Source organism: Streptomyces cylindrosporus (assembly GCF_022698165.1).
Lineage (GTDB): Bacteria > Actinomycetota > Actinomycetes > Streptomycetales > Streptomycetaceae > Streptomyces > Streptomyces cylindrosporus.
This window is the reverse complement of record NZ_JALDAY010000001.1, coordinates 725,071-738,793: the sequence shown is the minus strand read 5'-3', so window position 1 is coordinate 738,793 and position 13,723 is coordinate 725,071. Positions and strand designations below refer to the sequence as shown.

Genomic DNA, 13,723 nt, shown 5'->3' with positions numbered 1-13,723 from the left:
GGCAGGCTGGGCCCATGACCGATCACCCCACCCCACCCGCGCCCTCCTCCCCCGACCTCTGGTCCTCCATCGACGCCCTGTGGACCTGGCTGGACGGCAACCGCCCGCTCGGCGGCAAGGAGGGCCTCCTGCTGCGCATGCTCAAGCTGTCCGAGGAGGTCGGCGAGGTCGCCGAGGCGGTGATCGGCGCGACCGGCCAGAACCCCCGCAAGGGCGTGACCCACACCTGGGACGACGTCCAGGCCGAGCTCTGCGACGTCGTGATCACGGCCCTGGTGGCGCTGCGTACGCTCACCCCCGACACCCGCGAGACGTTCACCCGGCACCTCCAGAGGGTCACCGAACGCTCCCTCGGCCCGTCAACCGACGTGATCTCCGGGTGACTTGAGGGCTCCCCCGGCGCCCGGAGCTGCTGAATACTGACGCCATGGTGACGACGTCGTACTGGCCGGGCGAGCCCGACGAGGAACTACAGGACGAGACCGTCGGATCCCTGCTGCGCCGGGCCGCCGCGCTGGCGCCCGGGACGGTCGCACTGGTCGAGGGCGTGCCGGACCCCGCCGAGCGCCGCCGGTGGACGTACGCCGAACTGCTCGACGAGGCCGAGCGCGCGGCCCGCGCCCTGCTGGGGCGGTTCGCGCCGGGCGAGCGCGTGGCGGTGTGGGCGAACAACATCCCGGAGTGGGTGATCCTCGAACTCGCCGCCGCCCTCGCGGACATCACGCTCGTCACGGTCAACCCGGCTCTGCGCGCGGCCGAGTTGCGGCACGTCCTCGGCCACTCCCGCGCGGCCGGTGTCTTCCTGCGCCGGGAGTACCGCGGCAACCCGATGGCCCGCACGCTGGAGGAGATCCGCGCGGACCTGCCCGCGCTGCGGACGAGCGTGCTGTTCGAGGACTGGGCCGACTTCTGCGCGGAGGGCACGGCGGCGGACCGCGCGCTGCCCGAGGTCGACCCCTCGGCGCCGGCCCAGATCCAGTACACCTCGGGCACGACCGGCGTCCCCAAGGGCGTGGTCCTGCACCATCGCGGGATCACCAACAACGCGCGGCTGGCGTACGTCCGTACCTTCGGACTGCGCCCCGGCGAGGCCCAGCTCAACCCCATGCCGCTGTTCCACACGGCAGGCTGCGTACTGGCCACGCTCGCGGCGATCACCGGCCTCGGCACACACGTCCTGCCCCCGCACTTCGAACCGGGCCTGATGCTGGAGCTGACCGAGTCCGAACGCTGCGTCGTGATCGGCGGCGTACCGACGATGCTCATCGCGATGCTCGAACACCCGGCGCTGCCCACGACGGACCTCTCCTCGCTCCGCTACATGCTCTCCGGCGGCGCGACCGTCCCGCCCGAGCTGGTACGCCGGGTCGAGGCGGCCTTCGGGGTGCCGATGGCCGTCATCTACGCCCAGACCGAGGCCTCCCCCGGCATCACCATCACCCGCCTCGACGACACCGCGGACGACCGCGCCCACACGGTCGGCAGGCCGCTGCCGCGGACCGAGGTGAAGATCGTGGACGCGGCGGGCGCGACCGTGCCGCCCGGGGTGACGGGCGAGCTGTGCACCCGCGGCTACCACGTCATGACCGGCTACCTGGACGCCCCCGACGACACCGCGGCCGCCGTCGACCCCGACGGCTGGCTGCACACGGGCGACCTCGCGTCGATGGACGAACGCGGGTACTGCCGTATCGAGGGCCGCCTGAAGGACATGATCATCCGGGGTGGCGAGAACATCTACCCGCGCGAGATCGAGCAGGTCCTGGCCACGCATCCCGGCGTCGCGGAGGCGGTCGTGGTCGGCGTGCCGGACCCGGTCTGGGGCGAGCGGGTGGCGGCCTTCGTGCGCCGCGCGCCGGGCACGACGGTGGCGGAGAAGGAGCTCTTCGACCACGTACGGGCCCACCTCGCCCCGCACAAGACGCCGCGCACGTGGGTGTTCGTCGAGGCCTTCCCGCTGACCGGCTCGGGCAAGATCCGCAAGAACGTTCTTCGCGAGGAGTACGTGGAGGGCCGGCTGCCCGGCTCGGCCGCTGACGTCTGACCGAGCCCCCCTCTCCCTCACCCGTCCGCGGGTCCTGCCCGGGGAAGAGCTCCGTCCGCCAATATTGGGCAACCCATTGACCGTCGTCGAAAAACTGCCCTACATTCGCAGCGTTTCTCGGCGTCGCCATCCCCGCAATCCCGCTCAAAGGGGTGCCCTCACGTGTCCACCGAAATCCGCACCGCACCTGATTCCACCGCCGGGCAGACGTCCGGCGGTCTGCCCGTCGGCACCCTGGTCGCCGGCTGCTTCGCGGTCTGCCTGGCCCAGATCGCCCTGGCCATGCCGGCCACGCTCAACGGCCTCTTCCAGGAGGACCTGCACCCCGTCGGCTCCCAGCTGACCTGGATCTCGGACGCGTTCCTGCTGCCCGTCTCGGTACTGGAACTGACCTTCGGCGTCCTCGGCGACCTCTTCGGCCGCAAGCGACTGCTGGTCGGCGGCGGCGCACTGCTCGTGCTCGGCGAGGCGCTGGCCGCCGCGAGCACCGGCATCCACATGCTCTGGTTCGGCCAGGCCATCGCCGGCCTCGGCGCGGCGGCGCTCTTCCCCACCTCGCTCGCGATGATCGCCGCGGGCACCCACTCGGCCCGCGACCGCGCCCGTACGATCACCATCTGGGCGGCGGCCCTGTCCAGCGGCGGTTTCGTCGCCCCGGTACTGGGCGGCATCACCGGCAACTACGGCTCCTGGCGCTGGGCGTTCATCGTCGTGACGGGCCTGGCGGCGATCAGCACGCTCCTCAGCCAGCTCTTCGCCCAGAACTCCAGTGCCCCGGAAGGCCGTTCACTCGACCTGGCCGGCCAGATCACCATCGGCATCGGCATGTTCGCCCTGCTCTACGCGGTGATCCAGGGCCCGGCGGACGGCTGGACGGCGACGCCGGTGGTGATCGCGTACGTGGTGGCGGCGGTCTTCATAGCCCTGTTCCTGGTCGCCGAACACCGGGCAGAGTCCCCGCTGTTGAGGCTGGACCTGTTCAAGAACCGGGCGTTCGCGGTGGCGTCGTTCGTGGCGGTGGTCGGCATGTTCAGCTACCTCGGCACGGCGTACGCGACGAGCATCCGCCTGGGCCCGATCCAGCACCAGAGCCCACTGCGCGGCTCGTTCGCCTTCATCCTCCTGAACTCCTGGACGCTGCTGCTGATGCCGCTGATCTCCAGGCTGCTGGAGAGGGTCAGCGCGAGGTGGGTCCTGGGCACGGGCCTGGGGCTGATGGCGGTGGGCGATTTCATCGCGGCGACCCTCCCGGTCGACGACCGGGCCCTGACCTCCCTGATCCTCCCGATCGGCCTGGTGGGCATCGGCTTCGCCCTCACGGTCTCGTCGATCACCGCAACAGCCGTGAACACTGTGGAAGTCCACTACGCGGGCATGGCCAGCGCCTCGACGAGCCTCCTCCGCGACTTCGGTTTCACGCTGGGCCCGGCGGTGATCGGCGCGATCGCGCTGAGCCACGCGGCGGACGAGTTCACGCGGAAGCTGGCGGCTTCCGACCTCTCGACACAGGTCAAGACGGCGGCGGGCCAGGTGGCGGCGGAGGGCGGCCCACTGGCGGCGAACTCGGTCCCGCCGACGTCCCCTCCCGGCGGCGCCCTCCCCATCGCCCTCGAAGCCCTCGGCAACGGCTATGCGATCGGTTACGTCGTCTGCGGCATCGCGGCCCTGGCGTGCTGCCTGCTGAGCGTGATCGCGCTGCGGGGGAAGGGGGACAGGGACGCGACGGTGGGACTGGACAAGGAGGAGGGAGCGAAGGGAGCGGCGGAAGCAGAGGAAGCAGCTGGGGCGTCGGCGTGACGAACTGTCACAAGTGATCCACACCTGTCACAGCTGATCCACAGGAGAAACCCCGGGTCGGTCAACCCTGTCTCCATGGGCGGGCGCCGGCGAGGACCGGCCCCGCACGATCCGAACTCGGGGGACTCTCCATGCAGTACGTGAACGGGATCCGCAAGGCCGCACTGGCGATCGCCGCGCTCTCGGCCGCCCTGACGGTGACGGCGTGCCAGTCGGGCAACTCACCGACGGCGGCGGACTCGCCGTCGAAGGCCGCGAGCAGCAGCGGGACGCCGTCGTCCGCGCCTTCGTCGCCGTCGGGCAAGCCGAGTTCGGAGGCGCCGTCGACTGCTGGCACGCCGACGGCGACGGCGTCCCCCATCTCCGGCTCCGGGGGCGGGGGCGCGGGCGGGACGTCGAAGACGTGCGCTCCGGAGGCTCTGACGGTCGCGGCCCACCAGGCGACGGACCGCCCTGACGGCACCGGAACCGGGGCGGCGATCATCGAGTTCACGAACAAGTCGGCCAAGCCGTGCACGCTCCAGGGCCACCCCACGCTGGTGGCCGGCGCCGGGAACGGCTCCCCCGATCACAACGCACCCCTGAAGGTGACCCCCACCGGCATGGTCACCCCGGTCACCCTGTCCCCCGGCGGCACGGCCCGCCTCAAGCTGACCTTCGTCCAGGTCCAGGGCGAGGCGGACGGCTACTGCAAGTCCGGCGCGAAGCCGTCGTCGTACCCCACGCTGGTGGTGGGCCTGCCGGGTGCGGGCGCGCATCAAGTCGCCCTGGACGACGGGGTGTTCGCGGAGTGCGACAACACGGTGACGGCTACGGCGGTTACGGCGACGAAGCTGACGTGACGCCGGCGAGCGTGCGGTGGGTGCGGACGATCATGAGCCGCGCCATGAAGGGGTGCACCCACCGCACGACGCCCCAATAGGCCTTGGAGCGCCACCCGTTGGTCTTCACAGCGCTACAAAGGGTCACGCGCTCGCTGTCGACGAGGATCGAAGCCCAGGCATCGAGCCCCGACGCACTCACCTTCATGAGCACCTCACCACCCTGCCGGCCGACGACAGGGAAGGCGTCACGCAGAATCCCGGTCCAAGCGGCGGGATCACGCGGCATCCCGGGCAGCAACTCCATGGCGTAGGCGTCCCGGTAGTCAGGCCGCTCCAGGGCCTCCTGGATGAGCCGCGCACCTTCGGGAAAGGGAACCGCCAAGACCTTGCCTTTGACCATGCCCAAGACCGTGACCATGCCCCACCTCCATACGCTACCGTACGGAAGACTGACCATACGGTAGCGTATGGTCATGGCGCAACCCAGGAAACCCAGACTCACGGCCCTCGACTGGGCGGACGCGGCCCTGGCGGCGATCAGAGAGGGCGGCGGCCTGAAGTCGGTGGCGATCGAGCCCCTGGCCACCCGCCTGGGCACGACAAAGGGCAGCTTCTACTGGCACTTCACGAACCGTGAGGCGTTGATCGAGGCGGCCCTGTCCCGCTGGGTGGAAACGAACACGGACGAGATCATCACAACGGTGGAGACGGAGCCGACCCCGGAGTCCCGCCTACGCAAACTCCTGACGCAGGTCACAAAGCCGTCGGGCACGGACCCCCTCGAACTCTCCCTACTGGCCAGCAAGGACCACCCCCAGGTGGCAACGGCCCTCCAACAGGTCACAACCCGCAGGATCACCTACATCGCCGACCTGTTCGAGAACTTGGGCTTCACAGAGACAGAGTCCCGCCAACGGGCACTCATGGCCTACAGCTTCTACTTGGGCCACGCCCAACTGACCCACGCCGTACCGTCGGCACTGCCGTCGGGGGAGGAGTTTCCGGGGTATCTGGAGGCGACGGTGGAGGCACTGCTGCGTCGCGGATAAGGGGATGCCCAACCGCTCTCCCCCGGGCCCGGTTCCCCAGGTACTCATCAGGAGATCACCAGGAGGGGACCTCTCGGCCATGCACTACCTCGCACGTCTCACCACCGCCCTGGCAGCCGTCGGCGCCCTCACCGTCGCCGCGCCGACGTCCGCGCACGCCACCGCGGTCGGGTCAACTCCCGTGCGGACCTTCGAGTACAGCGTCGGCGGGATGACGATGAAGGTACCGACGGGCTGCCTGTTCACGCACATCATCCGCGGCAGCGGACGGAAGATCACCTACCAGAACGCAGGCGTCGACTGCGCTTTCGTCGCAGCGCTCGGCAGCGGTTTCTGCAACTGGCGTATCGACTTCAGTTACGCCGACACGGACAACCGCACATACCGCACGTCGCGTGGCCGGACCCACAACGAATGCAAGATCGACCCGATGCGGAACAACTCTCCCCAGACATTGCCTCGTTATGGCAAGGCGTGCGCGCACCTGTACGTCAACGGCGTGCGCCGCGTCAGTCAGTGCCACCACATCACGAAGTGAGCCCCTCATGGTCGAACAGGAACAGCGAAACGAGTCGGATCCGACGTCGGAATCACGGCAACAGCGAGCCGGTATTGCCGCGTTCCTCACCGGCCTCCTCGCCACACTCGCGTTCTTCGCCTTCTTCCCGGGCCTGCCCCACGTCATCGACTGGGGAGCCATCCTCGTGGCCATCGCGGCGGGTGGACTTGCCCGCTGGTTCTGCCGGTCCTGGATGGCGAGGACGGCACGCGAGAAGGACAGTGCCTGAGGGCAGACGAGCTGAACCGCGGCCTAGGAAGAAGCTGGAAGCCGCCCTGCGCATGCTCCTGTACGCGCCTCGTTCTTCCCCCGTACGCCTTCTCCATGTTTGATATCTGGCGGTCGTGAACATGACGGGCGCGGTTCCGGACGTTCACTGCCGTCCCGCCCCGAGTGTTCACGTTCCCCGGACCGGTGGGGACGGCGTTGACAACGTTGTCCCTGGTCAGGCCGGGCATGCGTGTGTCGCGACGCTGGAGAGGTTCCGTGCACATCAGACCCCGCGCTTCCCTTCCCAGGACGATCCCTCCGAGACCTGCCCGCCGACCCCGTCGTCGGCCACTGCACGCGACCGCCGCCGCCCTGCTCGCCGGGGCGCTCGGCCTCGCCGCGCTCACAGGTGGGGGTACGGCCGCCGCAGCACCCGGCGCGACCACGTCCACCAGTCCCGCTGCCTCCGCCAACCCCACAGCCTCCACCGGATCTTCCGGATCATCCAGCGGCACCGACTACACCAAACTCGTCGACCCCTTCGTCTCCACCGGCGGCGACGACGGCAACGACCTGCCCGGTGCCGAGGCCCCCCACAGTCTCGCCAAGGTCAACCCGCTGACCACCCCCGGCCGCAATCACACCGGGTACGACTACGACGAGGACCACATCGCCGGGTTCACCGCGACGAACCTGGACGGGGTCGGCGGCTCGGGAGGCGGCGGGGATCTGCTCGTCGTACCGACGTCCGTGGAGTACAACAGCCGTCCCACCACGGCCAGTTACGCGCACACGTACAGCCACGACAACGAGACCGCGACGCCCGGCTACTACCAGGTCGGGCTCGGCGCACTCTCCGGAACCGGATCCGCGGTGACCCAGGACTCCGGCACCATCAACGCCGAGATGACCGCGACCACGCGCACCGCGCTGGAGCGCTACCGCTTCCCCGCCGGATCGGAGCCCCAACTCGTCCTCGACCTCGCCAACAACTTCACCAGCCGCACCCGCGCCACCCTGAAGGCGACGACGCTCGCGGACGGCACCACCTCGATCACCGGCCTCATCGCGGGGTCGTTCAACGGCGCCTCGTACAAGCTGTATTACGCCGCCACGACCAACGCCCCCGTGACCTCCCTCCAAAGCTGGGGCAACGACGGCAAGTTGAGCGACGCGACCGCCCAGGACGGCACCGACACCGGCGCGATCCTCGGGTTCGACAAGTCCGCCGGGGACGACATCGAACTCCGCGTCACGCTCTCCCCCATCAGCGCCGAACAGGCAACCACCGACCAGCACAACGAAGTCGGCAACCTCACCTTCGACCAGGCACGCGCGCGGACGACCGCGGAGTGGAACAGCACGCTGGGTGCCGTCGCCGTGAAGGCCTCCGCGGCCTCCGACCCCGACTCCACACTCGTCAAGCAGTTCTACACGCACCTGTACCGCATGTACGCCCTGCCGGTGAACGCCACCAGCACCACCGGGACATACCGCGGCGTCGACGGAGCGGTCCACAAGACCAACGGCTACACGTACTACGACGGTTGGTCCACCTGGGACGACTTCCGCAAGTACTCCGTCGAGGCGTACATCGACCCGGCCACCTACCGGGATCTGGTCCAGTCGCTCATCCTGCTCTTCGCCGACGCGCACACCTCGGGCAAGAGCCTCGGCAGCCTCACCCACTCGGTCCCGACCGTGCGGTGGGAGCGCTCGGCGGTCGTGGTCGCCGACGCGTTGTCGAAGGGGTACAAGGACTTCGACCGGCTCGACGAGGCGTACCCGGCGCTGAAGTCGTACACCGGTTACTACACGGGCGCGCAACTGCGGCAGGGGTACGTCTCGGGAGACCCCGGTACGACGGTCCAACGCGGTTACGACCAGTGGGCGTTGGCCGTCGTCGCCGACGTGCTCGGCAAGGACGCGGACGCGAAGAAGCTGCGCGCCCAGTCGACCATGGCGATCGACAAGCTGGTCAAGTCCGGTGCGTGGACCGCGGCCGACGGTACCCAGGTCGGCCTGCTCACCCCGCGCGCCACGGGCGGCGACTGGCAGAGCGCCGACTACGAGAAGTTCGAGGCGGCGGGCCTCTACCAGGGCACGCTCTGGCAGTACAACTGGTACGACGCCTACGACATGGCCGGCCTCATCCAGGCCATGGGCGGCACGAAGGCCGGCAAGGCCGCGGTCAACCACATGTTCGGCGAGGACTCCGACGCCGACGACGGCTCGACCATGCTGCACTCCAACGCGAACGAGATCGACCTGCAGGCGCCGTACCTCTTCAACTACGTCGGAGAGCCGAGCCTGACGCAGAAGTGGGTGCGCGCCATCTACACCGGCACGACCTGGAACCGGTACATCGCGACCGGCTCCACGAACGAAGTCCCCAGCTCCGGCGGCGAGTTCACCCCGCCGGTCAAGACGCAGGTCTACAAGCTCTCCCCGCACGGCTTCCTGCCGACCATGGACAACGACGCCGGCACCATGTCGACCATGTTCGTCGCCGCGGCCCTGGGCCTGTTCCCGGTGACGGCGGGCTCCAGCCAGTTCCAGATCGGCAGCCCGTTCTTCGACTCCACGACGATCACCTACGGCAACGGCAGCAAGTTCACCGTGAAGGCCGACGGGGTGTCGCCGAGCAACTACTACGTACAGAGCGCGACCCTCAACGGCTCCCGCTTCACGAACACTTGGCTCGACTACTCGCAGATCGTCGCAGGCGGCACCCTGAACTTCCGTATGGGCTCGAAGCCTTCCGACTGGGGCACCCGCACGAAGCCGGCGTACTCACTCAGCGCCGAGAATGACGATCCGTCAGAAGCCGCTCCCGGAAAGACAGTTGTCGTCGCCAAGCCGGCCACCGTCGCGACCACCGCCGACGGTACGGTCGACGGAGACGTGAAGTTCACCCTCTCCTCCGGCCCGGCGTCGTTCGCCGCGCGCAAGGGCACCAGCCTCACCGGGACCAAGGCCGCGACCGTGACCGGCCTCCCGGACGGCGTCACGGCGGACCTCCGCGTCACCGGCGCGCGCACGGCAACCCTCACCCTCACCGGCACCACGAAGATCGACGCCCGGTACGGCATAACCTTCCGCGACGCGGCCTTCGCCCACGGAGTGCCGGCCTCGACAGTGACCGGCACCGGCGTGTCCGCGACCGACCCGCTGCTCATCTCCGCGGCCGCGGTGCCCCGCAAGGCCCTCGCCGCACTGGTCGACCAGGCGTCCCTGGTCCGCGAGGGCAACTACTCGGACGGCTCCTACACCATGTTCCGGTCGGCGCTCGAACGTGCCCGTACCGTCCTCGCGGACACCGCTTCCGGCACGGCCACGCTCATGGCCGCGGCCGACGCCCTGCACTCCGCCATCGACGCGCTCACCATCGACGAGGGCGGCTACGCCGTCCTGCAGGCCGAGGACCCCGACCAGATGGAGGGCCCGAGCCTGAAGAAGGAGGCGTACTACTCGGACGGCGACCTCGGCGGCGTGACCGAGGGCGCGTGGGAACGCTTCGACAAGCTCGATTTCGGGGGCGTGGCCCCACACAGCATCTCGATCCGCTACGCCAACTCCCAGGCGACGACGGCGAGTCCGAGCAGCGTCGACATACACGCGGGCGCGGCAGACGGCCCCATGGTCGCCACCGCGTCACTCCCCGGAACGGGCGGCTGGCAGTACTACAGCACCGTCCAGGCGACCGTCACCGACCCGGCGGCCCTGCTGGCCGCGTCAAGCGCGACGTTCGTGTTCCACGCCCCGTCCGGCCAGCAGTGGGTGTCGAACTTCGACTGGTACCAGTTCTCCCCCGAGGACATCGCGTCGTCCCCCACGACCACCACCCTCGCCACACTCACCACGGCGAACACCACGACCACCGGCGACGGTTCACTCCCGCTCAAGCTCTCGAACGGCATCTTCGAGAACGTGACGAACGGCGCGTGGGCGGAGTGGAAGGACACGAACCTAGGCGACGGCGCTGACACCGTGACCGTCAGCTACGACAAGCCCCAGTCCCGCGCGGCATCGGACTCGCACATCGAGCTGCGCCTCGGCTCGAAGGACGGCGGCGAGGACGACACGAAAACCGTCAACATCCCGCTCGCGTACACGGGTTCGGGCTGGGGCACCATAGCCACCACGACTGCCCAACTGGACCCGAGTGTCTTCACGGGCGTCCAGGACGTGTACGCCGACTTCGTCTCCGGCACTCAAACCGACGCCCAGCCGTACGTGGCCAACGTCTACTCGCTGACCCTGACGCGTAACGCCGACGCCCCAGTGGCCTTCGACGCAACGGCGTTCACGTCGAACAGCGGCGGCGGCCTCAAGAGCGAGCCGGCCGGTTGGACGGACGCGGGTTCCGCCACGGACCTGGGCGGCACGTACAACGGAGCGTGGCTGAACTACGGGAACATCGACTTCGGCAAGTCCTCGAAAAACACGGTCACGATCACGTACGTCAACAACTCCGCGCGCTGCGGCACGGGTTCGACTGTCCAGCTCTACCTCGACGCCTTCGATCCAACGGCGCCCGGCACCCCGTACGCGACGATCCCCCTACCCGTCACGGGTTCCGCATGGTCATCGGGCGGCACGACGAGCCTGACCCTCCCGAAGGGAGTCACCGGCACGCACACGGTCCACCTGCGGCTGACGACGACCCCGGACTCCTCGCACCCGTACGTCGCGAACCTGGGCCGCATCACGTTCAGCCACGCCGACACACCGGCCGGCACGGACACAACGGCCCTCCGCAAGGCGATAACCCAGTACGAGGGCCTGTCGAACGACAAATCACGCTACGACACGGTCGACTTCGGGGTGTACCTGCGCGAACTGGCGGCAGCCCGCGCCCTGTTGACCGCCGACGGCGCGACGCAACTCGAACTAGACACCCAGACCCGAAGCCTCACCCTGGCCGCCACCCAACTGATCCCCCTGCCGAGACTGAGGCTTGAGGATCTGGTCACGAAGGCATCGACCCTCGTCAAGTCCCGTTACACGGAGACGACTTGGGCGGCATTCACCGACGCACTGGCCAAGGCGAAGACGACGCTCGCAGACGACACAGCGACGGACGAGACCCTCACCACCCGGTACGAGACCCTCGACCAAGCCCGTTCCGCACTCACCACGAAGCCGAAGACAGTACCCACCGCGCCCGCCGCCGTGTCGGCGATCGCGTCCGGCACGAGCGTGACGCTCGCCTGGTCCACCCCCACGGACGACGGCGGCTCCCCGGTCACCGGCTACAAGATCACCCTGACCGGCGGCCACCAGGTCGAGATCGACGCCCCGGACAGCCACGGCACGACGTTCACCCGCCTCCCGTCCGGCCGTTCCTACTCGGCGCGCGTCGAGGCGGTGAACGCGGTCGGCGCCTCACAGCCGAGCACAGCCACCCAGCCCGTGATCACCGGCGGCAGCACACCGCAGAAGCCGACCGTGACGGGCGTACTCACGGACGACAAGCAGGTCAGGGTGACGTGGCGGCCGGCGGGTGACGGCGGTTTCCCGATCATCGGCTACGAGGTGACCCTGGAGGACGGAACCACCGCACACGTCCCGGCCACGACGGACACGGCCCTGCTCACGACAACGAACAGGGCGAAGACTCATACGGCGACGGTGACGGCGGTGACCCTGGCGGGGACGTCGGCAGACGCGACGCCGACGGAGACGTCCGCTGCCGATACCGAGACCGACCCCTCGACGTACGTACCGACCCCCTTCCCGGACGACACCCTGAAGGCGACGTACACCTCCGACACCTGGCCCACGACCGACTACTTCCACAACCTGCTGAGCGGCATCGACGACCTCGGCTCCGCCACCCTGGCCCCCAACACGAAGATGCCCGCCGATACCCAACTCACCGCGGAGAACGACGAACTCGCAGTCAGCATCAACAACTCGGCGATACAGAAGCAGGTCGACCGCGCCGAGGTGGACGCGACGAACAGCTCCACCATCACGATGGCCGACGGCTTGGGCTCAAGGCTGGGCCAGATCTACCTGGACGCCCTGAACGCCGGCCAACTCCCCAAGACCAACGCCCTGTTCGGCCGCGTATCGCAGGGCCTCGACGGCGTAGACGCGGCAAAGAACAGCTACGGCTACCTACGCCCGTACGTACGACTCGGCTTCGTAGGCGACGGCGGCCAGGTCTACGAGTCCCAGGACGGCTCGTACACCAGCCTCACCACCAGCGGCTCCTACCCGAGCGGCCACACGTACGGCGGCTACGAGGCCGGCACGATCCTGGCCACCCTGCTCCCGGAACTGGCCCCGTCGATCCTCGCCCGCACCTCGGAGTACGCCGACAACCGCATAGTCCTCGGCTTCCACTACCCCCTCGACGTCATGGGCGGCCGCATCACCGGCCAGGCCACGGTGGCACACCGCTGGGCGGACCCCGCCTTCGCGAAACTGCTGACACAGGCCCACACCGAGATCGAGAACGTCCTGCTCGCCCAATGCGAGAAAGAGGGTTACGGCAACACACTCGCGACCTGCGCAGGCGCCCCCTACGGGGGCCTGAGCACGGCACAGGACATCGACGTGTACACACAACGCCTGACGTACGGCTTCTCCCAGGTCAACAAGCCGGGCCGCCCGCTGGCCACCCCCTCCGACGCGGCGGCCCTGCTGACCACGGCCTTCCCGAACCTCACCACCGCCCAACGCACCCAGATCCTGGAACAAACCGCCACGGACTCCGGCTACCCACTCGACCTCACCGCGGACGGCGAGGCGAGCTGGCAACGGATCAACCTGGCGGCGGCGATGGCAGCGAACGTCGTGGTCAACGCCGACGGGTCGGTCACGGTGACCAACTTCTCGGACGCGACGAAGGCGAGCGTCGCCGACGCGAGCGCGATCAAGGTGGGTGGCGTCGCGATCGACGGCTTCGACCCGAATATCACGACGTACGTGGTCGACTGGCCGACGAACGCGAGGATCCCGACGGTCTCGGCGGTGCCGACCGAGACCGGGGCACGGGTAAGGATCACGCCCGGCAGCTCTACGGTCACGTCGACGGACCCGGCCTTCACCACCCGCACGATCAAGGTGACCTCACCGAACGGTTCAGTCACCCGCACGTACACGGTCGGCTTCCATCGCACGAACGGTGCCGACCGAACGTCCACCGACGCCGAACTCTGGTCATCAGCGACGGCTTGGGCTGACACACGAGGAATCCGCCAGTCGCAATACACGCCCTGACCACCGG

Annotated in this window: 9 protein-coding genes; 8 read left to right on the top strand and 1 reads right to left on the bottom strand. The window is 68.9% G+C overall.

Going from position 1 to position 13,723, the window contains the following annotated elements; all coding sequences use genetic code 11:
- Positions 1 to 14 precede the first annotated feature (14 nt).
- The 4 genes from MQP27_RS03270 (at position 15) to MQP27_RS03255 (ending at position 4,683) form a co-directional block, all read left to right on the top strand.
- The gene (locus MQP27_RS03270; protein WP_242760663.1) at positions 15 to 383 is read left to right on the top strand and encodes a MazG-like family protein; all 369 of its coding nucleotides are present in this window, start codon (positions 15 to 17) and stop codon (positions 381 to 383) included.
- A gap of 44 nt (positions 384 to 427) precedes the next feature.
- Positions 428 to 2,044 (top strand): AMP-binding protein, encoded by a 1,617-nt coding sequence (locus MQP27_RS03265; protein WP_242760661.1) that lies wholly within the window; start codon positions 428 to 430, stop codon positions 2,042 to 2,044.
- A gap of 162 nt (positions 2,045 to 2,206) precedes the next feature.
- On the top strand, positions 2,207 to 3,841 hold the full coding sequence (locus MQP27_RS03260; RefSeq protein ID WP_242760656.1) for an MFS transporter: 1,635 nt from the start codon (positions 2,207 to 2,209) through the stop codon (positions 3,839 to 3,841).
- A gap of 131 nt (positions 3,842 to 3,972) precedes the next feature.
- Positions 3,973 to 4,683: a DUF4232 domain-containing protein gene (locus MQP27_RS03255; protein ID WP_242760654.1), complete on the top strand. Its 711-nt coding sequence runs from the start codon at positions 3,973 to 3,975 to the stop codon at positions 4,681 to 4,683.
- Here MQP27_RS03255 and MQP27_RS03250 read toward each other — a convergent pair.
- Positions 4,661 to 5,083: a DUF2867 domain-containing protein gene (locus MQP27_RS03250; RefSeq protein WP_242760653.1), complete on the bottom strand. Its 423-nt coding sequence runs from the start codon at positions 5,081 to 5,083 to the stop codon at positions 4,661 to 4,663. The genes MQP27_RS03255 and MQP27_RS03250 overlap by 23 nt on opposite strands.
- A gap of 55 nt (positions 5,084 to 5,138) precedes the next feature.
- Here MQP27_RS03250 and MQP27_RS03245 point away from each other — a divergent pair, with 55 nt between their 5' ends.
- The 4 genes from MQP27_RS03245 (at position 5,139) to MQP27_RS03230 (ending at position 13,716) form a co-directional block, all read left to right on the top strand.
- Positions 5,139 to 5,714 (top strand): TetR/AcrR family transcriptional regulator, encoded by a 576-nt coding sequence (locus MQP27_RS03245; protein WP_242760652.1) that lies wholly within the window; start codon positions 5,139 to 5,141, stop codon positions 5,712 to 5,714.
- A gap of 79 nt (positions 5,715 to 5,793) precedes the next feature.
- Positions 5,794 to 6,252 carry a hypothetical protein gene (locus tag MQP27_RS03240; RefSeq protein WP_242760651.1) on the top strand — a complete coding sequence of 153 codons (459 nt, stop codon included), beginning with the start codon at positions 5,794 to 5,796 and terminating at the stop codon, positions 6,250 to 6,252.
- A 7-nt stretch (positions 6,253 to 6,259) separates the two neighbouring features.
- A complete protein-coding gene (locus tag MQP27_RS03235) occupies positions 6,260 to 6,502 on the top strand; it encodes a hypothetical protein (protein WP_242760650.1) in 243 nt (80 codons plus the stop codon).
- A gap of 263 nt (positions 6,503 to 6,765) precedes the next feature.
- Complete coding sequence (locus MQP27_RS03230; protein WP_372511130.1) at positions 6,766 to 13,716, top strand: glycoside hydrolase domain-containing protein; 6,951 nt, start codon at positions 6,766 to 6,768, stop codon at positions 13,714 to 13,716.
- Positions 13,717 to 13,723: the final 7 nt, after the last annotated feature.

What these genes read in the sequence shown, in the direction of transcription:
- MQP27_RS03255 (WP_242760654.1), top strand. Translation starts at nt 3,973, where the DNA reads ATGCAGTACGTGAACGGGATCCGCAAGGCCGCACTGGCGATCGCCGCG.
- MQP27_RS03265 (WP_242760661.1), top strand. Translation starts at nt 428, where the DNA reads ATGGTGACGACGTCGTACTGGCCGGGCGAGCCCGACGAGGAACTACAG.
- MQP27_RS03245 (WP_242760652.1), top strand. Translation starts at nt 5,139, where the DNA reads ATGGCGCAACCCAGGAAACCCAGACTCACGGCCCTCGACTGGGCGGAC.
- MQP27_RS03250 (WP_242760653.1), bottom strand. Translation starts at nt 5,083, where the DNA reads ATGGTCACGGTCTTGGGCATGGTCAAAGGCAAGGTCTTGGCGGTTCCC.
- MQP27_RS03240 (WP_242760651.1), top strand. Translation starts at nt 5,794, where the DNA reads ATGCACTACCTCGCACGTCTCACCACCGCCCTGGCAGCCGTCGGCGCC.
- MQP27_RS03235 (WP_242760650.1), top strand. Translation starts at nt 6,260, where the DNA reads ATGGTCGAACAGGAACAGCGAAACGAGTCGGATCCGACGTCGGAATCA.
- MQP27_RS03270 (WP_242760663.1), top strand. Translation starts at nt 15, where the DNA reads ATGACCGATCACCCCACCCCACCCGCGCCCTCCTCCCCCGACCTCTGG.